The organism is Seleniivibrio woodruffii (assembly GCF_004339245.1).
GTDB classification, from domain to species: domain Bacteria; phylum Chrysiogenota; class Deferribacteres; order Deferribacterales; family Geovibrionaceae; genus Seleniivibrio; species Seleniivibrio woodruffii.
In genome coordinates, this window is the sequence record NZ_SMGG01000004.1 from 241925 (window position 1) to 262946 (window position 21022).

Below are 21022 nucleotides of genomic sequence, written 5' to 3' on the forward strand. Positions count from 1 at the left end.
GATGTTCAGGACTTGTTGGTTTTGGGCTGATATGGTTTTGGTAATTGGCTCAAAATAAAATAGCGTTATATAATTAATTGACGAATGCCAATATGGGTATTATAATTTCAGAATAACACATCAGAGGATTTAATATGGCCCGCCCGGTAAAAAAGAGGCTTGTGAAACACAGGCTGACATTCAAAGATTTCGGCCCTGTGGCCGTTCCCGAAAATCAGAACTGCAAGATAATAAACATACCTGTGGATCAGCTGGAGGCAATGCGTCTGGCGGATCTTGAGGGAATGTCGCACAACGAGGCGGCAGACCTTATGGGTGTTTCCCGCCAGACCTTCGGCCGCATAATCGAACAGGCCAGACAGTCGGTCACTCTGGCGCTGATAAACGGCTATGTCCTTAAGATAGTATATGACGAGAACGTTCAGATATGCGACAGAGACCTGAAATGCATTGAATGCGGGCATGAGTGGTGCCACGGTTTCAACGAGACCGCCGAGGCCACAACCTGCGAAAAGTGCGGCTCTCTGGAGATAATCAAAATGAAGCGCTGCGGTAAATACTGCGAGTGCCCCCTTCGTGTAAACAAACGCTGATACTCCGTTATCCCTTCGTTATTATAGTCTGACCGTATTTCTGCGATCATTTTTAAATTGAGCAAATGCCATAAACTAAATATTCAATTATTTTTGTATATTGCTGAATGAATAATTATTGGCATATGCCATAAACTACTGATGTGTAAAAAGAAATTTCGTTGACCTATTCTTAGTTATATCTTAATATCTGCATATCTAGTTTCATCTACCTTTATCGGAGGTCAGTATTATGTCAATGTTCAGTCCTAAGCTGTCACGGCGCCGTTTCCTTGCCGTTGGCGGTTCTGTTGCGGCTGCTGCGGCTCTCGGCTCAGGCCTTAAAGCTGTCAAGGCTGTTGCGGATGTTCAGGAGACGAAGAAGGTTGCAGGTGTTTCAAAGCATATAGCGTCCAGCTGTGAAATGTGCGTGAACAAATGCGGCCTTATAGCCCACGTCGTTGACGGCAGGGTTAAAAAACTGAATCCCAATCCAAAGTTTTTCAAAAGCCGTGCGATGCTTTGCGCCAGAGGCAACGCCGGAGCGGAGGAGCCTTATAACCCCGAAAGGCTCACAAAACCCCTTGTCCGTGTGGGCGAAAGAGGGGAGGGCAAGTGGAAAGAGATATCATATGAGGAGGCATACGTTCTCCTCGCCAAGAAACTTGCGGAACACAAAGTTAAAAACGACAACAGAAACTCTGTGGCTTTCATCTCTTCCGAAGGATTTCAGGAGGAGATATTCCACTATCTTGTCCAGTCATACGGTTCCACAAACACAGTGCGCCACCCCACCCTGTGTCTGTCGTCCGTTATTCAGGGCTGGTCATCCGTATATGGAGTGTATCCGGATGCTGACATCAGAAACTCAAAATTCGTCCTTATGTTCGGTTCGAACAGGGCGGAAGCGATAATCACCCCCGACACAATAGATTTTCAGAAGAACAAGCCTGAGGGGCAGAAGGTTGTATACCTCGACCCCAGATTTACGAATATGGCGGCAAAGGCCGACAAGTGGTATCCCGTTAAACCCGGAACAGACCTTGCGTTCATCCTTGGCGTTATAAACGTGATAATCACTGAAAACCTTTATGATGCGGCATTCGTTGAGCAGTTCTGTGACGGATTCGCAGATCTTCAGGCGATGATAGTTCCCTATACCCCCGAATGGGCGGAGAAGGAATGCGAAATTCCCGCCGCCGAGATCCGCTGGGTCGCAAAGGAGTATGCCAAAGCCGCTCCCGCTGCCGTGGTCTATCCCGGCAGAAGAACGAGCTGGTATGTCAACGACGTATATTTCCGCCGTGCCTGCGCGATCCTTACGGCAATCTGCGGATGCTGGGATGTTCCCGGTGGAATCTGCCCCAAGGCGTCGGTTCCCGTTAAAAACCTTGACCCGCTCTTTCCCTATTTCGAAAAGACGGACGACCGTATCGATCAGGCATCTTACGGCAGTGTGAAGAACAGAATGCCTAAGGACGCACGCTCCGCCGCTTTGCCCGCCGCAGAGGTGGCTTACATGGGCGAAAAGGACGGAAGCTGGCTCAGGTTCAGGGATTCAGTTCTGGCGGAAGATCCTTATAAGGTCGACGCACTTGTTGTCTATAAGCAGAACTTCATAGAGGCGGTTCCCAACCGAGCCAAAACTATGGAGATGCTGAAAAAGATAGACTTCATGGCCGTTATAGATATTCAGATGACAGAAGTTGCATATTTTGCCGACCTTGTTATTCCTGAATCAACCTATCTTGAGCGTTGGGACTCTGTTCACAACCTCGCAGGAATCCAGCCCATCGCAACCTTCCGTCAGCCTGCAATAGAGCCTGTGTTCGGCACAAAGTCCATGTTTGAGATAGCGGGAGGGGTCATCAATGAAATGCTGAAACTCCCTGAGCTGTGGGACGATGCCGATCCCGAAGAGGTTGAGGATTTCAAGCTGGATGTGGTTGAGGATATCTTCGCTCAGCCCATGCAGGAATACATTAAGCGTCAGCTGGCTGATCAGCCGGGCGCATATGAAATGATGATGAAGGACGGAGTTTTCTATCTGAAAGAAGAGGCCACCTACGGCAGTACACGCACCAATCCTGAGTTCAGGTTCAAGACCAGAACCGGAAAGATTGAGCTTGCCAACGTTAAGTATGCGGAAAAAGGCCTGCATTCTCTGCCTCTGTACGAAAGACCCCGTCAGCCTGAGGCCGGAAAATACCGCTTCATCCTCGGCCGCCACGGGTACAACACTCACACAGGAACCCAGAACAACGGATTCCTCTGGGAAATTCAGAAAGAGAACCAACTCTGGATAAACACAGAAGAGGCAAAGAAACTCGGCATAGCCACAGGCGACTATGTAAAGGTTACAAGCGCAGTTGGTGAGCAGACCGTAATGGTCTACGCCACCGAGAAGATACGCAGAGACTGCGTGTTCTATGCCCACGGCTACGGACGCCTCTCACCCCAGCTCAGTCTGGTCTATAAAAAGGGAGCCTCTCAGGCGGCCATCCTTGAGGACTATATAGAGCCTATCTCTGGCAATTCGGCGATGCACGAAACGTTCGTAAGCATCGCAAAGGCTTAACGGAGGGCGACAGATGAAAAAATACGCAATTGTATTTGATACAAAAAAATGTCTGAACTGCAAGGCCTGCACAGTTGCCTGCAAGTTCGAAAACCACGTTGAGGTGGGCGACGATCAGTACAGGATATGGGTTAACGAACTTCCCCTTAAAGGAAAGTTTCCGAACCTCGCCCAGAGCTATCTGCCCTCCCAGTGTCAGCAGTGTGAAAATCCTCCCTGCGTCCATGTGTGCCCCACAAAGGCCTCATATCAGACGGCGGACGGTGTTGTGCTTGTTGACAGCAAAAAATGCATACTCTGCAAATACTGCATGACCGCATGCCCCTATGATGCAAGGTTTGAGAACCATCTGATAAAGGCGGTTGACAAATGCACCTTCTGCTACCACAGACTGCCCGAAGGCAAACCTACGGCATGCGTTGAAACCTGTCCCACAAAGGTCAGGGTGTTCGTCGATCTTGAAGATCAGAACGACGAGACGGTAAAACAGCTCGCTTTGGCCGACTACGATGTTCTTAAGCCCGAAAAGGGAACCAAGCCGAAGCTCTACTATTTAAGATAAGGAGGACAGCAATGTCGGAAAATACCGAAGCGGTAAAATGCAGTTCAGATATGTTCTGCGGCAACAGAAGCATCCCCATGCCGCTGATAATAGTCCTTGCGGCGTTCAGCCTTGTTGGGCTTTACGGCGTGGGAAACATCCTGATAAACGGTCATGCCTCTTCTCTGGGAGTTACCAGAAGCGTTCCGTGGGGACTGCTCATCTCCACATATGTGTTTTTTGTGGTCTCCAGCACCGGACTCTGCCTTATATCATCAATGGGGCACGTTTTCGGCATAGAGAAATATGAGGTCATCGGCAAAAGAGCCATCGTCCTTGCAATCCTGACCCTTCTCTGCGGTTTCGGAGTGATAGGGATGGAGGTGGGGCACCCTCTGCGCATGGCCATCTATAACGTTATATCGCCCAACCTGACCTCCGCCATATGGTGGATGGGTACGCTCTACAGCGTTTACATGGTCTGCATCATCATTGAGTTCTACTTCCTGATGAAGCATAACCACAAGGGAGCTTTCTATGCAGGACTGGCGGGCTTCATAGCGGGGATCTCCGCCCACTCGAACCTCGGTGCGGTGTTCGGATTCCTTGAGGCCAGACCCTTCTGGCACGGCCCCTATCTGCCGATATACTTCATCCTTTCGGCACTGATATCGGGTACTGCGCTCATTATAATCATAATGAACATAGCCTACGGCGGCCCCTCAAAACTCAGCGAAAAGGCGAAGAATGCGGTTCTGAGCCTCTCAAAGCTGTTCGGTCTGCTGTTGGGAATAATAATCTTCTTTGATATCTGGAAGATAATAACCTCTCTCTACGGCACTCCGCCTGAGAAGTACGAAACGGTGATGACCCTTATAGCCGGGCCTCTTTCGGTGAACTTCTGGCTGTTCGAGGTGCTGATAGGTATGCTGATCCCCTTCGGACTTATACTGTTCTCAAAGGGAAACAGTGTGAAAAAAGCTCTCATGGCGGCTTGTTTCGCAGTGGTGGGTATCTTCTTCATGCGCTATGACCTTGTGGTTGCGGGACAGCTTGTTCCCATGCGCAATGCCGAGGATTTCGCCGGCGGACTGGCGAGCTATGCCCCCAGCTTCTCTGAGATAAGCATTGTGGCAGGCGCTATACTGCTCTGCTGTGCGCTGTTTCTTGCGGCTGAGAGATATCTGAATCTGTCTGAGGAGTAAGTTCAGGAATCTCAGAGATTCTTCACTTCATTCAGAATGACAATATTAAGGCCTCCTTCGGGAGGCCTCAGACTGATGACAAACTGAAGTTTCAGGCACACACCTTGATGAGACTGCCGCGCTACGCTCGCAGTGACAGTTATTTACGTCATTGCGAGGAACGAAGTGACGTGGCAATCTCATAACACTAAGACTTTGTCAACAACCTAAGGCCTCCTTCGGGAGGCCTTTTTCAGTATACTCTGAATCTATTGCCGTTTATGTAGTGGAAAAATGCATCGACCTTTAGATTGTCCAGATTGTATGATTCCGGCAGTGGAACGCCGGACATCTTTTTAAGAGCGGTTATTACTTCGTTGTCAAGATCGGGATAGCCGCTGGAACGAATTATCCTGATGCTTGAGATGCTCCCGTCACGGGAGACTATGAACGATGCCTGAACTATTCCGCCTTCACCCCGCATTGCCGCTTCCGGCGGATATGTCCATACTCTGTAAAGCCTTGATGCAAACTTGTAAAAATACGACTGATACCGCATTTTGACATACTGCATGGAGACTGTGTCCTCGCCTGTCACTTCTGAACCGCCCGTGGCGTATTTCTCAATGACATCCTTGGGGTTCATTATGCTGTCAATACGCTTTCTCTCCGCATCCCTGTCTGCTGTGGACGGTATGGACTGCTTAGGGGTGTCGGGCGATACCTTCGGCATATCCGCTGTGCTCTTGGGAGGAAGAGCGGTCGGCGGCTGAGGTGCGGGTTTTTCTTCAGCGGCTGAGGGTTTCTGCGCGGGGGTTCTGTCCGGAGATTTTTTTCTGTCCTCGCCGTTTTTAACAGCGGCTTTTTTCTGCTGTTTAGGAGGCGAAGGTCTGTCCTCTTCGATGTGTGTCTCCTTCTGTTCGTCCAGATGGGTGGGGGGCACATACCGTTTTGGTGAGGGTTCGGGCTGTCCGGTTTTCTCTTTCGGCTTTTCCTTAGGGATGATCTGTATGTCTACGGGCTTTTCACGCTTTTTCTCCCCCTGCGGCAGATGCAGGACATCCAGCAGAAAAAGGTGCAGCAGAAATGAGATAAGCAGAAATACCCAGAATATGTAACGCATTAAAGAAAGATACTCTTTGATTTATTTATTTACAAGACGGGATTAATGGTAAAAAGTTCTGTGCTGTACACAGGATAAAAGAACTTGACACGAGGAGACTCAAGTCTTATTATACGCTCATAAGCAAATATTACTCAATAGGAGGCTAAACTATGGCAATCGTAAGATGGGATCCCCTGAAAGACCTGATGACAATGCACGACAGAATGAACAAAATCTTTGACGAAACCCTGAGCAAAACCGCTCACGGAAGCTATGGCGACTGGCTCCCCCCTGTGGATATCTACGAAACAGATTCGGAGATAGTCATCATAGCGGAACTGCCCGGTGTTAAAGAGGACGAACTGGATATTCAGATGGCTGACGGTGTTCTGGTTCTCAAGGGCGAAAAGAAATATCCCGTGGACGGCGACAGCGACAACTATTACAGGCTGGAGCGTTCATACGGAAAATTTAACCGCTCTTTCGCAATCCCCAACAACGTTGATGTCAACAGCGTTAAGGCATCGCTGAAAGACGGACTTCTGAAGATAACCCTTCAGAAACGCACAGAGGTTCAGCCCAAGGTTATCAAAGTAGAAACTGAATAAATTACGGTGAAATAAGATGTCCCAAGACTATTACGCTATCCTCGGCGTGGCGAAATCCGCCACTGAGGACGAAATCAAAAAAGCATACAGAAAGCTGGCAAGGAAATATCACCCTGATGTGAACCCCGGCGACAAATCCGCCGAGGACAAATTCAAGGAGATATCCGAGGCCTATGGCGTTCTGTCCGATGCCGAGAAACGCAAGCAGTACGACTCTCTGGGGCATGACGCATTTAAAAACGGAGGACACGGATACGATTTCTCCGGTGCAAACTTTGAAGACATAAGAAACCACTTCGGCGGTTTCGACATGAACGATATATTCGGGAACATGTTCGGCGGCGGATTTGGCGGCGGAGGCCGCCGCCGCTCCGACACCCCCGTTCAGGGCGAGGATATCAACCTCACTGTTCAGGTTCCCTTCAAAGATGCTGTGTTCGGAAACGAATATGAGATATCCGTGAACCATACAGAAAAATGCGCCTCCTGCAACGGCAAGGGCGGCGACAAGGTTACCTGTCCCACCTGCAACGGTTCAGGCCAGAGTATGAACCAGAGAGGCGGAATGTTCTCGGTTTCCGCATGCCCCACATGCAAAGGGCACGGCCAGATATCTAAAAACGTCTGCTCCGTGTGCAAAGGCAGCGGATATAAGAACGTGCAGGAAAAGATAAAGGTCCGCATCCCCAAGGGTGTGGATAAGAACTCGAAGATCCGTGTGGCAGGAAAAGGAAATGCGGGGCGGAACGGCGGACCGCAGGGTGATCTTTATATCATCACAAACGTGCAGGATCACGATGTCTTCGAGAGAAAGGGCGACAACATTTATGTGAACGTTGAGGTCGATATGTTCGAAGCCGCACTGGGAACGAAGATAAACCTTCCCACCCCATACGGCACCATAAGCATGAACATTCCCGCAGGCACACAGCCCGGGCAGACCTTCCGTGTCAAAAACAAAGGTGTTCCGAGTCTCAAAGGCAGCGCCGCAGGCGACCTTTATGTCGTTATCAAGGTGCGTGTGCCTCAGGTTGCGGTAGAGAAAGACCGTGAAGCCCTGAGCGACATGCAGCACAGATATTCAGATGATGCCAGACAGAGACTCATAGACAAAGCGAGGCTGTAGCCATGAGAAGTAAGCCCCTCTACGTCATAAGTATTGTGTCGGAGATGTTCGATCTGCACCCGCAGACCCTCCGGCAGTATGAAAGGCTGGGATTCATAAACCCCCAGCGCTCTCAGGGAAACACAAGATTATACTCTGACGAGGACCTTGAAACCTTGAAATTCATCCTTACCCTCACCAAAGACATGGGGGTAAATCTGGCCGGAGTGGAAGTTATCATGAACATGAAAAACCAGATAGAGGAACTTAAAGCCCAGAACGATACCATGCGCAGATTCATAATGGAGAACGCAGACAGCATAAACGCAAAACGTGAGGGACTTGTTCCCGTTAAGGAGAACAGGATAATCAAGGTCAGAATCGAAAAGGAGTGATCAGGAGGATATCATGATTAACTTCAACAAAATGACCATTAAAGCACAGGAGGCTGTTCAGGCCGCTCTGGACGATGCGGAGAGCCGCAATCACCAGCAGCTTCTGCCGGAACATCTTCTCTTTGCGCTCATAAAACAGGAAGACGGAATAGTAACCCCCCTTCTGCATAAGGCGGGAGTGAACGTAAGCAAGCTTCTGGACGAAACTGAACGAATCATAAACAAACAGCCCAAGGTTGAGGGCAGTGTTCAGCTTTATATGTCGCAGGAGGCGAAAAAGGCTCTGGATTATGCCTTTAACAGCCTTAAGAAATTCGGGGACGAATACGTCTCCACCGAGCATATCCTCATGGGTGTGGGCGAAAATGCGGGTTATGACCTGCGCACCGCTCTTTCATCCTGCGGATATTCCCTTAATACGATACTCAAGGCATATGAGGCCACCAAAGGCTCAAGCCGTGTGACCGACCAGAACCCTGAAGACAAGATGAACGTTCTGGATAAATATACCATAGACCTGACGGAAGCCGCCAGAAAGGGCAAACTTGACCCTGTAATAGGCAGGGACGAAGAGATAAGACGTGTGATACACGTTCTCTCCAGACGAACAAAGAATAACCCTGTGCTGATAGGCGAGCCGGGCGTAGGTAAAACAGCCATAGCCGAAGGACTTGCCCAGCGAATCATTAACGGCGACGTGCCGGAATCCCTGAAAAACCGAACTGTGGCAGTGCTCGACATGGGCGCACTCATAGCCGGAACAAAGTTCAGGGGCGAGTTTGAGGACAGGCTCAAAGCGATTCTGAATGCAATCAAAGAGCGTGAGGGCGAGATTGTGCTCTTTATAGACGAGATGCACACTCTTGTGGGCGCAGGTAAATCCGACGGCGCAATGGATGCCGCAAACCTGCTTAAACCCGCACTGGCAAGGGGCGAACTCCACTGCATCGGCGCAACGACACTTGACGAATACAAAAAATACGTTGAGAAGGATTCCGCACTTGAGCGCAGATTCCAGCCGGTGTATGTCAAAGAACCCACAGTGGAGGACACTGTTTCCATTCTGAGGGGACTTAAAGAGCGTTACGAGGTGCACCACGGTGTGCGCATCAAGGACAGCGCACTGGTTGCCGCCGCACATCTTGCCGACAAATACATCAGCGACAGGTTCATGCCCGACAAGGCGATAGACCTGATAGACGAGGCTACGGCCAGAATCCGTATGGAGATAGACAGTCTGCCCACGGAACTGGACGAGCTTGAAAGAAAGATAACTCAGCTTGAGATAGACAAACAGGCTCTTAAGAAGGAGCAGGATGCCGCCAGCAGACAGAGGCTTGAGAAGCTTGAAAACGAGCTTGCAAACCTGAGAGAGCAGGCATCCGCAATGCGTATGGCATGGCAGAACGAAAAGAACGTCATTCAGCAGGTGCGCACCATTAAAGAGCAGATAGAACAGGCTAAGCACGACATGGCGCAGGCGGAACGCTTCGGCGATCTGCAAAAGGCGTCTGAGATAAAATACGGAACCCTCGTGAACCTTAATAAGGACATGGAGACTGCAAACCTGAAACTTACCGAGCTTCAGAAGAGCAAGCGCATGCTGAAAGAGGAGGTTGATGAGGAGGATATCGCCGCAGTTATCAGCAAATGGACGGGAATCCCCGCCACAAAACTGCTGGAGGCTGAGGCCGACAAGCTCATAAACATGGAAAAATACCTTCACAAGCGTGTGATAGGTCAGGATAACGCCATCGCCGCCGTCTGCGAATCTGTCAGACGAAGCAGGGCGGGGCTTAACGACCCTAACAAACCGCTGGGTTCGTTCATTTTCCTCGGCCCCACAGGTGTGGGTAAGACAGAGCTTGCGAAATCACTGGCCGAGTTCCTTTTCGATTCGGAGGATGCAATCGTCCGTATCGATATGAGCGAATATATGGAGAAACACGCCGTTGCAAGGCTCATCGGAGCACCCCCCGGATACGTCGGATACGAAGAGGGCGGACAGCTCACCGAGGCCGTGCGCAGAAGACCCTATTGCGTCATACTTCTTGACGAGATAGAAAAGGCGCATCCGGACGTGTTCAACGTTCTGCTTCAGCTTCTTGACGACGGCAGGCTCACCGACAGCAAAGGACGTACGGTGTCCTTTAAAAACTGCGTGGTGATAATGACCTCGAACATAGCAAGCGACCTCATCCATGAATCGTTTGCAAAAGAGGGCAGCTGGCAGGAGAAATACGGCGAGATACAGAAAATAGCAACCGGACAGCTTTCGATGTTCTTCAGGCCTGAGTTCCTGAACCGTATCGATGATATCATCGTTTTCCATCCTCTCGGAATGGAGCATATCGCCGATATAGCAGAGATACTTATGCAGGGATTCGCCAAAAGGGTGGCCGAGAACAACATTGAACTTTCATGGGACAAATCTGTCATTGATGAGATAATAAAGGCAGGTTTTGATCCGTCATACGGCGCAAGACCCATGAAGCGTGCCATCAGGCGTCTGGTTGAAAACTTTGTAGCGGAGAAGATAATCAGAGGCGAGCTGAAACAGGGTGATAAAGCTCAGCTTTCGTTCACGAATGGCGGCATGCAGATTATTTTATCCTAAATGTTAATGCCGGATTGTGCATATATGTGTTATAATCCGGATATGGCAGGGGACTATGAGCGAAGAAACAGAAGAGACTCTGGACGAAACCGAACAACTTGATGAAGAAGAGATAGAAGAGGCTGCGGAGCAGGCAGAGATGCCTGCTCCCGTCAGCGAAAACTCGCTGAAACAGTATCTCAACAGCATCTCACGATATAAACCCCTTACGAAAGAACAGGAGTACGATCTAGGTGTGCGCATCGCCGGGGGCGATCAGGAAGCGCTGAACAAGCTCATCCTCTCAAACCTTAAATTCGTCGTTTCAATAGCGAACAGATACAAAAATACGGGACTGCCCATATCAGACCTTATCAATCAGGGCAACCTCGGTCTGGTGGAGGCGGCGAAACGCTTCGACCACACAAAAGACGTCAAATTCATATCCTATGCCGTCTGGTGGATACGTCAGTCCATAATTCAGGCTCTGGCGGAGCAGTCGGGCACTGTAAAACTGCCCATCAAACAGGCGGGGATCCTCTACAAGATAAACGGCGCAATAGAGAAGCTGAACAAACAGCTGAACCGTGAGCCGAATTCCCACGAACTTGCGGAATACCTTAAAATGGAGGAGGAGGACATCGAAAACGTTCTCCGTGTTTCCAGAAACTACCTTTCTCTGGAAGCTCCCATAAAGGACGGTGAGGATCGTTCGTTCATCGACCTGCTTGAGTCAGGTTCCGCAGATATTGAGGAAGATATCATCGCCAAAACGCTGAAAGCCGCTCTGGACGATATCGTTGACGAACTGGACGAGCGTGAGTCACAGATAATCTCATGGCGTTTCGGTCTGGACGGCGAAGCTCCCAGAACACTGGAAGAGATAGGCGAAAAGATGCAGATAAGCCGTGAGCGTGTGCGTCAGCTTGAGACCCGTGCGCTGGCAAAACTCCGCAAAAAAGCCATGAAAAATAAATTACAGGACTTCCTTAACTAATGAACACCTTCTGGCAGGTTCGACCTGAACACCTGAACCATTACGGAAAGCTTTTCGGCGGCGTGATGCTGAAATGGATAGATGAGGCCGCATGGATGACTGCGTCTCTGGACTTTCCCGGGTGCAAAATGGTCACAGTGGCCATGGACAGCATCGTTTTTAAGCATCAGGTGGTGAACGGTTCCATCCTGAGATTTGAGACCAAACCCAAAAAGATAGGCACAAAATCCATCACCTACACGGTGAACGTTTTTGCCGACGAGCCGGGCGGTGTCATAGAAAAAGAGGTCTTTTCAACCAACATAACCTTCTGCCGCATAGACGCAGAAGGCCGCTCAACAGCCCTTCCCGTATACGAACAGCTTCGCTCAGAGAGTTAATTTCACAAAAAATCCCTTCCCAATAATCGTTTGACAAGCGTTATTTCTGATGATATATAACGTCTATCGTTATATAACTAAAGACATAACGGAGGGGAAAATGAAAAAGATACTTTTAACGGTTCTTGCTGTGGCTGTGTTCAGCTTCAGCGCTTATGCGGAAGATCTTCGCATAGCCGCTGGCGCAGGATACAAAAACCTTGTGGAAGACCTTGCTGCCATCTACGAAGCCAAAACAGGCAAAAAAGCCGAACGGATGTACGGCAACATGGGACAGGTTGCGGCTCAGGTTAAACTGGGCGGCGGAATCTGCCTTGTGATAGGCGAGGAGGCGTTTCTCAAGGCTTCCGGAGTGGCCTACAGCTCTTACACTCCCATCGGAAAGGGTGTTCTGACCCTTGTCACCAGAAAAGGCCTTACTGCCAAAACGCCGGAGGACATCAGAAAACCTGAATTTGCTAAAATAGCACTTCCTGATACTGAGAAGGCAATATACGGGAAAGCAGGGCTTCAGTTCCTGAAAAGCACAGGGCTTTATGCTGACGTTGAAAAAAGGATAATCCCTGCCGCAACAGTGCCTCAGTCGGGTGCATACGCACTTTCCGGAGAGGTTGACGCCGCATTCGTAAACACCACGTTTGCAGGTGCGAACAAGGATAATCTCGGTTCCGTAATAGATATCGAAAAGGGCTACAGCCCTCTTGAGATTAACGCCGCAACACTGCCCGACTGCAGGCTGACTGATGAAGTGAAATCCTTCCTCGATGCAATCAGCTCGCCGGACGGTAAAAAGACAGCCAAGAAACACGGACTGATATAAATGGATCTGTTTCTGAACGAGCTGACCAGCCAGCAGATTATCTTTTCGATATTTCTGACGGCAAAGGTCTGCTTCTGGGCTTTTCTCCTGCACGGGTTCTTCGGAATACTCCTTGCGTGGTATCTGAGCAGTGAGAAAGCCCCGTTCAGAAACGTTATCAATATAATAATCTCATTTCCGCTTGTTTTTCCTCCCATCGCAACGGGCTTTCTTCTGCTGATGGTCTTCGGCAGATTCGGAGTTCTGGGGAAATATCTTCAGCCGCTGGGCGTTGAGATAATCTTTACCCAGAAGGCTCTGGTATTGGCTGCGTTCACAGCCGGACTGCCTCTGGTGGTCAAGCCCATTCAGTCGGCCATAGCCTCATCCGCAAAAAACCTCATCGAAGCCTCTCTGACCCTCGGCAAAAGCAGACTGACCACATTTATCCGTGTCGTTGTGCCAAACGTAAGAAAGAGTATCTTTGCGGGGCTTGCCCTCGGTGTCGGCAGATCAATGGGGGAGGTGGGCATAACCCTTATGATAGGCGGCAATATAATCGGTAAGACAAATACCCTTTCGCTGGAAATATATAATGCCGTTTTCGACGGTAATTATTTGCGTGCGGGGGTTCTCTGCGTTATACTTCTGGGAGTCTCCGTTATCCTCTTTACCCTTCTGAGGAGGATGGAGACAAGGAGCGTTTAAAATGTTTTTCACTGAAAATGATATAGACAGATGGATAGAAGAGGATATCCCCTACATAGACCTGACAACCACCCTCACTGATTTTTCAAAAGACAGGCTGAATATTAAATATACCGCAAGGGACAGCATTACGCTGAGCGCATGCGAGGCGGCGGTGCGTGTGCTTGAAAAGACAGGCTGTCAGGTGCATTCTGCACGCAGAAGCGGGGACAGCGTTTCTGCCGGAGAGCTTATCATCGAGGCGGAAGGAACGCCGCAGGCTGTGCACACAGGATGGCGGGTGTCTCTCAACCTGATGGAATATTCCTCCGGCATAGCAACACGAACTAAAAAACTTGTGACGGCGGCAAAGGCCGTCAATCCGGATATTGTTGTCAGCGGCACACGCAAAGCCTTTCCCGGCACACGCAGGCTCTCCGTTCAGGCTCTGATGGCTGGCGGGGCAGTCCCCCACAGGCTTGGCCTTTCCGAGACGGTGCTGTTTTTTTCTGCTCACTACGACAACGCCGGCGGACTGGATGCTCTGCTTGAAAAAATGCCCGAAATACGCCTGAAATGCCTTGAAAAGAAGATAGAAATAGAGCTTGAAAAGCTCTCTGACATTGAAAAAGCAGTTAAGGCGGGTGTGGACAGCATTCAGACGGACAAAATGACCCCTTCGCAGGTGGCTGAGACAGTGAAGCTGGTGAAGGTTTTGAATCCGGCTGTAAAAGTTCTGGCCGCAGGCGGCATAAGCATCGACAACGCCGCAGAATATGCCGCAACGGGGGCGGATATGCTCGTAACCTCGTGGATGTACTTCGGAAAACCCGCAGACATAAAGGCATCCATAAGCTAGATGTCAAGTTTATTTGTATTGCCTGACATATGTTTATCAGGTATATTATTCTTAGTTTTCCGTAATCCTAACCGGAGTATTACTGCATGGCATCAAAAAAAGTCAAAAACTTCATCATCGACACAAACGTTATCCTCTACTCTCCCAACTGTCTCGAAACATTCGACAACAACAACATAATTCTTCCCGCTGTTGTTCTGGAAGAGGTGGATTCGTTTAAAAAGAATCTTGACCTGAACGGCTATAACGCCAGAAGTTTCATCCGTATTGTGGAAAAGTACAGGGAGGAGAAAGAGGGCGATCTGCTGAAAGGCATCAAACTCGATTCCGGCGGCACATTCACCATCCGCTTTCAGGATGAGAAGACAAGAGGACTTATCCCCGCAGGATTCGACCTCAGCAAAAACGACAACATAATCCTCGCTACTGCTCTTCAGATCAAGCAGGATTCGAAAATGGAGACGATAATCGTTTCCAAAGACGTTAATCTGCGCATCAAGGCAAACGCCGTGGGGCTGGATGCCGAGGACTATTACCATGAAAAGACCACATCGTTCATCGATCAGTCTGACGACACGCTGTTCGTTATGGACGACTACATAAACACGCTCTATCAGGAGAAGGAACTGCCTATTCCCGATGGCGTGCGCAGGCAGGACGGCGAGGTTTTCGCCCCCAGAATGAACGAATATTTCATCCTGAAAGGTGAAATCAGCCCTCAGAAGAGTGCCCTTGTGCGCTATGTCGGCAACGGAAACCCGCTGGACGGAGCTTTCAAACTGCTCCACCAGAACGAACCCATTCTGGGCGTCACTCCCGCCAACAGAAAGCAGATTTATCTCATGGATTCTCTGCTCGACCCTGACATCGACGTGGTATTTGCAATAGGTATCGCAGGTACTGGAAAAACCCTTCTCGCACTCTGTGCGGGGCTTCATTCCGTTCTCAACGACAGATATAAAAGACTCGTTGTAACCCGTTCCCCCATCCCCATGGGGCGTGACCTCGGATATCTCCCCGGCAACATAAACGAAAAACTCGATCCGTGGCTTAAACCCATCTACGATAACATGGAATTTATCGTTTACATGATGGACAAGGGCAGGATCGAGGTAAAAGACGAATACCTCTCCAAAAATCAGATGCATGAGGCAACCATAGACTATCTCAAGGCTTCCAAAATGCTTGAGATAGAGGCTCTGACATACATCAGAGGACGCACGCTGATGGAGACCTTCCTTGTGGTTGACGAGGCGCAGAACCTCAGCCCCCACGAGATAAAGACCATCATAACCAGAGCGGGCATCAACTCCAAACTGGTTTTCACAGGCGACCTTAAGCAGATAGACAACCCCTATCTGAACGAGAGGGATAACGGACTTGTTAACGCTTCGGAAAAATTTACCTATGCCAGATATAAGCATGCATCAACCATTTATCTGGACAAAGGCGAGCGGAGCCGACTGGCTACAATAGCCGCAGAAATACTGTAATTACCCGTATTGCCATATTTTGTGACATGTGATAGAACATGTGAAGCAGGTTTGGCATATTCGGTTTATTCCTGCGGTTTATACATACAATGTTAAATTAACGGAGACGGGGACATGGAAATTAAGGTCATCGACAACCATACTGTTGAGATTCTTGGAAACATCAAATCACTTGATCACTACAATGAGATCAAAATGACGATCCAGCAGCTTATCAGCAACGGGACGAAGAATCTGACTGTCAATGTTAAAGATTCTCTGTCTATGGTCTCTTCAGTGATCGGTTTTTTTATTAAGATAATCAACGTTGACGGCGTATCGCTCAACGTTAACGTTTGGGACGAAAGACTCTATGCTCTGCTGGATCAGCTGAGCCTTATCGAGCTGTTCCACGTCAGACAAATAAAATAATCACCGGGGGAGGTCAGCCTCCCCTTTTTCTTTTGCCTTCATCCCTCTCTTTGTGTTAAATCAATAAAAAAATCTCCAAGAGGCGAATGTGTTAAGCGTTGAAAACCTGTCCAAAAGCTATGGACCCAGGACATTATTTAAAGATATCAGTTTCAGAGTAAATTCCGGCGAACGTGTTGGGTTGGTGGGCAGAAACGGCCACGGAAAGACCACCCTGATGCGTATTCTCACCGGAGAGCAGGAGCAGGACGACGGAATAATCAGCGTTCCCCGCAACTATACTCTGGGTTATCTGAAACAGACAATAGATTTCAAACATAAAACAGCCAGAGACGAGGCCGCTTCCGGCCTTAAGGAATCGGAGAAGGACGACGTCTGGAAAGCGGAAAAGATACTTTCCGGTCTCGGTTTTTCCGATGAGGATATGGACAAGTCCCCCTCTGAGTTCTCAGGCGGATATCAGGTGCGTCTGAACCTTGCAAAACTTCTGCTTTCAGAGCCGGATATGCTCCTTCTGGACGAACCGACCAACTATCTTGACATCACTTCAATAAGGTGGCTTGAGCAGTTCCTCATAAAGTGGAAAGGGGAGCTGATGCTCATCACCCACGACAGATCTTTCATGGACAGGGTTGTCACCCATACTCTGGGCATCCACCGTCTTCAGATTCGCAAAATAAAGGGCGACACAGGCAAGTTCTATGAGCAGATAGCCAAAGATGAAGAGATATATGAAAAGACCCGCCAGAACGACGAGCAGAGACGCAAAGAGGTGGAGCTTTTCATAACCCGCTTCAAATCCAAAGCCAGTCTTGCAAGCCGTGTCCAGTCCCGTGTCAAAATGCTTGAGAAGATGGTGCAGAAGGACAAACTGGAGAACATCGAAGACCTTGACTTCTGCTTCAACTATACCGACATCAGGGCGAAAGAGCTTATAAATGCCAGAAACGTTACGTTCGGCTATGATAAATCTGCTCCGCTAATAAAAAACTTTACCGTAACCATCGGTGCGGGTGAAAAAATATGTATAATAGGTAAGAACGGAAAGGGTAAAACCACCCTGCTGAAACTGCTCTGCGGCATCTCCGAACCCGACAGCGGCGAGGTTGCGTTCCATGCCCAGCTGAAACCCGCCGTTTATGAGCAGACAAACGTTCAGAGGCTCGGCCTGCAAAACACAATAGAGCAGGAGCTTATCGAGGTGGATTATTCCATCGACAGGCAGAAAGCCAGAGACGCCGCTGGAACCATGATGTTTTCAGGTGACGACGCCCTTAAAAAGATAGCTGTGCTGTCCGGAGGCGAAAAGAGCCGTGTTATGCTGGCAAAGGCAATCCTCCAGCCTTCAAACATACTGTTTCTGGATGAACCGACCAACCACCTTGACATGCAGTCGTGCGACTCGCTCCTTGAGGCCATCGACCAGTTCAAGGGAACAGTGGTAATGGTCACCCACAACGAGATGTTCCTGAACGCCATAGCCGAAAGGCTGATAGTGTTCCGCAACGACACCATAGAGGTTTTCGAGGGCGGATATGAGGAGTTTCTGGAGAAGGTGGGCTGGCAGGAGGAGTTTTCCGACAAGCCCTCTGTTCAGGTTTCTGCCAACAGCAAAAAGGAACAGAGAAAACTTCGCTCGGAAATCGTTGCTGAGAAAGGAAAAGTTTTGAAACCCATTCAGGATGCACACGACAGGCTTGAAAAAGATATTGCACTTATTGAGAATAAGATAGAGATTTTAAATACGGGACTTATAGAGGCATCGTCAAAGGGTGACCCGGCGGAGATAATGAAGCTCTCAAAGGAACTGGACGAAGCCAAAAAAAGAGTGGACGATCTGCTTGAGGAGTTTCTGGAAGTTTCCGAAAAACTGGAGACACTCACTGCCGAATATGAGGAAAAACTAAATCAGCTTGGCTGAAACGGAGGATAAAATGGCTGACATCAAAGACCTTTTTTATCTGGGACTGGGTTCTGCGCTTATTGCGAAAGAGAAGATCGAGGAAGAGATCAAGGAGCTTGCCGAAAAGGGCAAGATAACAAGGGAACAGCAGGCTGAGTTTCTGGCTAAGGCAAAAAAGAAAGCGAAAGAGGAAGAGAAGGAGTTCAGCGAGAAGTTTAAAAATGTTGTGAAAGATGCGCTGTCCGAAATGGGGCTTGCCACCAAAGAGGACATCGAAGAACTGAAAAAGATGATCAACGACAAATAACTTGCGGAATTTCATAAGATACTATTCTCCGGTCAGGGTGTACCATGTTTTCAGGGTTATCCTGACCGTTTTTCTGATTATCAGGGGGAGCAAGAGTTTTCTGTTCATCAAGCCTCTGTCCCCCGAAAAACTCAAAAGCAAGATCAACAATCTCGGTGCGAGCTTTATCAAACTGGCTCAGGTTCTGGCCACCCGTGCGGATTTCTTTCCGGATGAATATCTGTTCTATCTGCGTCAGCTCCACGACGAGATTCCGCCCATGTCCCCTGCGGACTTTGATAAGATATATCAAAGAGCGTTCGGCGGGCGGATTTGTTTCAGGGATTTCGACAGGAAACCAATAGCAAGTGCTTCCATCGGGCAGGTGCACAGGGCTCTGCTTATCGACGGAACAGAGGTTGCTGTCAAACTGCGCAGATATGACATTGAAAACGTCATAAAAGCCGATATCCGCATTCTGGACTTTTTCCAGAAGCTGTTCCGCCCCATGTTCTCCGAGAACACAAAGAACTCTCTGGATGCCGTTATCGTTGAGTTCAGCCGCATGATAATGAAAGAGGTCGACCTGAATATCGAGCTTCTGAACCTCCAGAAATTCTGGGAGCTTTACCCGAACAGCGGTGTGCGATTCCCAATGGGTTATCCGGAATGCTCCTGCTCCGATGCGCTTGTGATGTCGTTTGAGCGGGGATACAGGTTTGACGACAAGGAGAACCTCAGAAAGCTGAATATCAGCTTCGAAAAGCTTATGGTAAAACTGGTGAATTTCTATGTTGACCAGTCGTTCATCAAGGGCTTTTTCCATGCCGACCCGCATCCGGGCAACCTTCTGGTGACGGAAGACGGAGAGCTTGTGCTGCTGGATTTCGGTATGGTGCAGAGGATCCCCTCAAAGACCAGACAGAATATCATCTCGCTGGTGAAAGCCGCCAACGAAAGGGATTTTGAGGAATATATCAAGTGTGCTAAGAAGCTGGGGATAATCTCCATTGATGCGCCGGAGTTCGGTTTGCAGGATCTTGCGGAGCAGGTTTTCGACATACTGGACAACAACGCCCTTTCGGCGCAGAGCATGCAGTCGCTTGCTTTCGCACTGATGGATTCACTGAAAAAAGTGCCGTATAAACTGCCGCAGGAGGCCGTTTATCTGATGCGCATGAGCTCCATCATTGAAGGACTCGGCACTAACTATATTGAAAACTTCAACGGAATAAAAGATATTCTGCCCATTCTGAAAGAACGCATGCCCGAAGCTCTCGGTTTTACAGACGGACTTTGGGAGACTGCGAAACGTGAGACTCTGGAACTGCCGCTGACTTTTAAAAAGGTTAAGAAGGTAATAAACGACCTTAGCGGAAACAACCTGGAGGTGCATATTTCGCCGGAGGACAAGGAGTCATTGAAACTGGCTCTGAAAAAATATCTGAGACCCATATTCGCAGGTATTCTCATAATAGTAACTGCGTTCTTCGTTCAGGGTTCACAGATCCCCCATCACGAATATATCTCGTATATCCTGTATGCCGCAGGCTCGCTTAAAATCATCTTTTCGCTTTAAAAGCTTATCTTCATTCCTGCCTTTGTGAAATGCACTCTGTCGCCAAGAGCCTTCTTCATGGCAAACACCGCATCGATACCTGTGCAGTGTCCGGTCGCTATGGTCTTTATATCTTCGTTTCTGAGGACTGAAATTACCTTTTCGGTGTAGCTTCCGTCAGAGCGGAACAGGTGCAGTCCGCCTGTGAGAGATAGTATCTTTTGCTCAGGAAACAGCTTTTTTGCATGGTTTATAAGGTTTTCAGGGCCGCAGTGGGTGCATCCGGTTATGAGGTGTATGCCATCGTTGTCCCTGATTATCATATACTGTTCGTCTCTGAACCTGTCTTTGGCTGTTACTCCGTCTATCTCTGCATAGAGTTTGCCGTCGGAGTCAAATTCAAAACTCCGCTCGATGGTTCCCGAAAGAAAGATGTCCGGAAAAATCTCTGTCATCTCCGTGTTCAGATGCAGCCTGAATCTGCGTTCGACCTCAGACCTCTGGCCGCCGAAACCTATGAAGTCATAGGTCTTGCCGTCGTCCATCTTCAGGTGGTTGTCGAAGACGTATTTTGAGGCGTATATATCTTTTGAAATCTCAGCGCACTCAGCCAGATGTTTTGAAAGCCCGCCGGTGTGGTCGTAGTGCCCGTGGGAAAGGACGATTGCGTCCGCCTTTCTTATGTCCATGAGCCTGATGTTATTGATGAACCCTTCGCCCTGTCCTGTGTCGAAGAGGATTGTTCTGTCTTTGACTTTTATGAGGCATGAGAAGCCGTGCTCGGCCAGAAGTCCGAGGCTGTCGGTGTAGTTGTCTGTTATGATTCGTATTTCCATGTGGGGATTATAGCATACTCATGGATATATTTCACGTCACAAGAGCATGAGATTCTTCGCTGCGCTCAGAAAGACCCTAAACTGCGTCACTGCGAACGCAGGTGAAGCAGTCTTCCAAGTTCAGGTAGT

20 protein-coding genes are annotated in these 21022 nt (G+C 49.1%); 18 read left to right on the top strand and 2 right to left on the bottom strand.

Annotation, left to right across the window (positions count from 1 at the left end; translation table 11 throughout):
• Positions 1–134 precede the first annotated feature (134 nt).
• From C8D98_RS07185 to nrfD, 4 genes are all read left to right on the top strand, one after another.
• Positions 135–593 carry a DUF134 domain-containing protein gene (locus tag C8D98_RS07185; RefSeq protein WP_132873380.1) on the top strand — a complete coding sequence of 153 codons (459 nt, stop codon included), beginning with the start codon at positions 135–137 and terminating at the stop codon, positions 591–593.
• A 232-nt stretch (positions 594–825) separates the two neighbouring features.
• Positions 826–3150 (top strand): molybdopterin-containing oxidoreductase family protein, encoded by a 2325-nt coding sequence (locus C8D98_RS07190; RefSeq protein ID WP_132873382.1) that lies wholly within the window; start codon positions 826–828, stop codon positions 3148–3150.
• Between the two features lie 13 nt (positions 3151–3163).
• Positions 3164–3712, top strand: coding sequence for a 4Fe-4S dicluster domain-containing protein (locus C8D98_RS07195; protein ID WP_132873383.1), 549 nt, complete (start codon positions 3164–3166; stop codon positions 3710–3712).
• A gap of 11 nt (positions 3713–3723) precedes the next feature.
• Positions 3724–4896 carry an NrfD/PsrC family molybdoenzyme membrane anchor subunit gene (gene nrfD / locus C8D98_RS07200; RefSeq protein WP_243640937.1) on the top strand — a complete coding sequence of 391 codons (1173 nt, stop codon included), beginning with the start codon at positions 3724–3726 and terminating at the stop codon, positions 4894–4896.
• 232 nt (positions 4897–5128) lie between these two features.
• Here the strand turns inward: nrfD and C8D98_RS07205 are convergent, their stop codons facing one another.
• Positions 5129–5998, bottom strand: coding sequence for an energy transducer TonB (locus tag C8D98_RS07205; protein ID WP_132873384.1), 870 nt, complete (start codon positions 5996–5998; stop codon positions 5129–5131).
• 152 nt (positions 5999–6150) lie between these two features.
• Between C8D98_RS07205 and C8D98_RS07210 the strand changes: the two genes are divergently transcribed.
• The 14 genes from C8D98_RS07210 to C8D98_RS07275 all read left to right on the top strand — a co-directional run bounded on the left by C8D98_RS07210 (position 6151) and on the right by C8D98_RS07275 (position 20078).
• Positions 6151–6588: an Hsp20/alpha crystallin family protein gene (locus tag C8D98_RS07210; protein ID WP_132873386.1), complete on the top strand. Its 438-nt coding sequence runs from the start codon at positions 6151–6153 to the stop codon at positions 6586–6588.
• A gap of 16 nt (positions 6589–6604) precedes the next feature.
• Positions 6605–7714, top strand: a complete 1110-nt coding sequence (dnaJ, locus tag C8D98_RS07215; protein ID WP_132873387.1) for a molecular chaperone DnaJ — start codon at positions 6605–6607, stop codon at positions 7712–7714.
• A gap of 2 nt (positions 7715–7716) precedes the next feature.
• On the top strand, positions 7717–8088 hold the full coding sequence (locus C8D98_RS07220; protein ID WP_132873389.1) for a heat shock protein transcriptional repressor HspR: 372 nt from the start codon (positions 7717–7719) through the stop codon (positions 8086–8088).
• Between the two features lie 13 nt (positions 8089–8101).
• Complete coding sequence (gene clpB, locus C8D98_RS07225) at positions 8102–10705, top strand: ATP-dependent chaperone ClpB (protein ID WP_132873391.1); 2604 nt, start codon at positions 8102–8104, stop codon at positions 10703–10705.
• A 55-nt stretch (positions 10706–10760) separates the two neighbouring features.
• The gene (locus C8D98_RS07230; RefSeq protein ID WP_132873393.1) at positions 10761–11681 is read left to right on the top strand and encodes a sigma-70 family RNA polymerase sigma factor; all 921 of its coding nucleotides are present in this window, start codon (positions 10761–10763) and stop codon (positions 11679–11681) included.
• The gene (locus C8D98_RS07235) at positions 11681–12061 is read left to right on the top strand and encodes an acyl-CoA thioesterase (protein ID WP_132873395.1); all 381 of its coding nucleotides are present in this window, start codon (positions 11681–11683) and stop codon (positions 12059–12061) included. The genes C8D98_RS07230 and C8D98_RS07235 overlap by 1 nt, the downstream gene beginning before the upstream one ends.
• A gap of 100 nt (positions 12062–12161) precedes the next feature.
• Positions 12162–12881: a molybdate ABC transporter substrate-binding protein gene (gene modA, locus C8D98_RS07240; RefSeq protein WP_165871232.1), complete on the top strand. Its 720-nt coding sequence runs from the start codon at positions 12162–12164 to the stop codon at positions 12879–12881.
• Positions 12882–13568 (top strand): molybdate ABC transporter permease subunit, encoded by a 687-nt coding sequence (locus C8D98_RS07245; protein WP_132873398.1) that lies wholly within the window; start codon positions 12882–12884, stop codon positions 13566–13568. It abuts the gene before it with no gap.
• A gap of 1 nt (position 13569) precedes the next feature.
• Entirely contained in the window at positions 13570–14406 is an 837-nt protein-coding gene (modD, locus tag C8D98_RS07250) for a ModD protein (protein ID WP_132873400.1), read from the top strand.
• 86 nt (positions 14407–14492) lie between these two features.
• A complete protein-coding gene (locus tag C8D98_RS07255) occupies positions 14493–15899 on the top strand; it encodes a PhoH family protein (RefSeq protein WP_132873402.1) in 1407 nt (468 codons plus the stop codon).
• A 114-nt stretch (positions 15900–16013) separates the two neighbouring features.
• The gene (locus C8D98_RS07260) at positions 16014–16310 is read left to right on the top strand and encodes a hypothetical protein (RefSeq protein WP_132873403.1); all 297 of its coding nucleotides are present in this window, start codon (positions 16014–16016) and stop codon (positions 16308–16310) included.
• An 88-nt stretch (positions 16311–16398) separates the two neighbouring features.
• Positions 16399–18231, top strand: a complete 1833-nt coding sequence (locus C8D98_RS07265) for an ABC-F family ATP-binding cassette domain-containing protein (RefSeq protein ID WP_132873405.1) — start codon at positions 16399–16401, stop codon at positions 18229–18231.
• A gap of 13 nt (positions 18232–18244) precedes the next feature.
• A complete protein-coding gene (locus C8D98_RS07270) occupies positions 18245–18520 on the top strand; it encodes a hypothetical protein (RefSeq protein ID WP_132873407.1) in 276 nt (91 codons plus the stop codon).
• Position 18521: 1 nt separating this feature from the next.
• Positions 18522–20078, top strand: coding sequence for an ABC1 kinase family protein (locus tag C8D98_RS07275; protein WP_132873408.1), 1557 nt, complete (start codon positions 18522–18524; stop codon positions 20076–20078).
• Here the strand turns inward: C8D98_RS07275 and C8D98_RS07280 are convergent.
• Positions 20075–20893, bottom strand: coding sequence for an MBL fold metallo-hydrolase (locus C8D98_RS07280; protein ID WP_132873410.1), 819 nt, complete (start codon positions 20891–20893; stop codon positions 20075–20077). The two genes, C8D98_RS07275 and C8D98_RS07280, sit on opposite strands and share 4 nt — an antisense overlap.
• Positions 20894–21022: the final 129 nt, after the last annotated feature.

Coding starts and splice junctions, on each gene's coding strand:
- C8D98_RS07185 (WP_132873380.1), top strand. CDS start 135: ATGGCCCGCCCGGTAAAAAAGAGGCTTGTGAAACACAGGCTGACATTC.
- C8D98_RS07190 (WP_132873382.1), top strand. CDS start 826: ATGTCAATGTTCAGTCCTAAGCTGTCACGGCGCCGTTTCCTTGCCGTT.
- C8D98_RS07195 (WP_132873383.1), top strand. CDS start 3,164: ATGAAAAAATACGCAATTGTATTTGATACAAAAAAATGTCTGAACTGC.
- nrfD (WP_243640937.1), top strand. CDS start 3,724: ATGTCGGAAAATACCGAAGCGGTAAAATGCAGTTCAGATATGTTCTGC.
- C8D98_RS07205 (WP_132873384.1), bottom strand. CDS start 5,998: ATGCGTTACATATTCTGGGTATTTCTGCTTATCTCATTTCTGCTGCAC.
- C8D98_RS07210 (WP_132873386.1), top strand. CDS start 6,151: ATGGCAATCGTAAGATGGGATCCCCTGAAAGACCTGATGACAATGCAC.
- dnaJ (WP_132873387.1), top strand. CDS start 6,605: ATGTCCCAAGACTATTACGCTATCCTCGGCGTGGCGAAATCCGCCACT.
- C8D98_RS07220 (WP_132873389.1), top strand. CDS start 7,717: ATGAGAAGTAAGCCCCTCTACGTCATAAGTATTGTGTCGGAGATGTTC.
- clpB (WP_132873391.1), top strand. CDS start 8,102: ATGATTAACTTCAACAAAATGACCATTAAAGCACAGGAGGCTGTTCAG.
- C8D98_RS07230 (WP_132873393.1), top strand. CDS start 10,761: ATGAGCGAAGAAACAGAAGAGACTCTGGACGAAACCGAACAACTTGAT.
- C8D98_RS07235 (WP_132873395.1), top strand. CDS start 11,681: ATGAACACCTTCTGGCAGGTTCGACCTGAACACCTGAACCATTACGGA.
- modA (WP_165871232.1), top strand. CDS start 12,162: ATGAAAAAGATACTTTTAACGGTTCTTGCTGTGGCTGTGTTCAGCTTC.
- C8D98_RS07245 (WP_132873398.1), top strand. CDS start 12,882: ATGGATCTGTTTCTGAACGAGCTGACCAGCCAGCAGATTATCTTTTCG.
- modD (WP_132873400.1), top strand. CDS start 13,570: ATGTTTTTCACTGAAAATGATATAGACAGATGGATAGAAGAGGATATC.
- C8D98_RS07255 (WP_132873402.1), top strand. CDS start 14,493: ATGGCATCAAAAAAAGTCAAAAACTTCATCATCGACACAAACGTTATC.
- C8D98_RS07260 (WP_132873403.1), top strand. CDS start 16,014: ATGGAAATTAAGGTCATCGACAACCATACTGTTGAGATTCTTGGAAAC.
- C8D98_RS07270 (WP_132873407.1), top strand. CDS start 18,245: ATGGCTGACATCAAAGACCTTTTTTATCTGGGACTGGGTTCTGCGCTT.
- C8D98_RS07280 (WP_132873410.1), bottom strand. CDS start 20,893: ATGGAAATACGAATCATAACAGACAACTACACCGACAGCCTCGGACTT.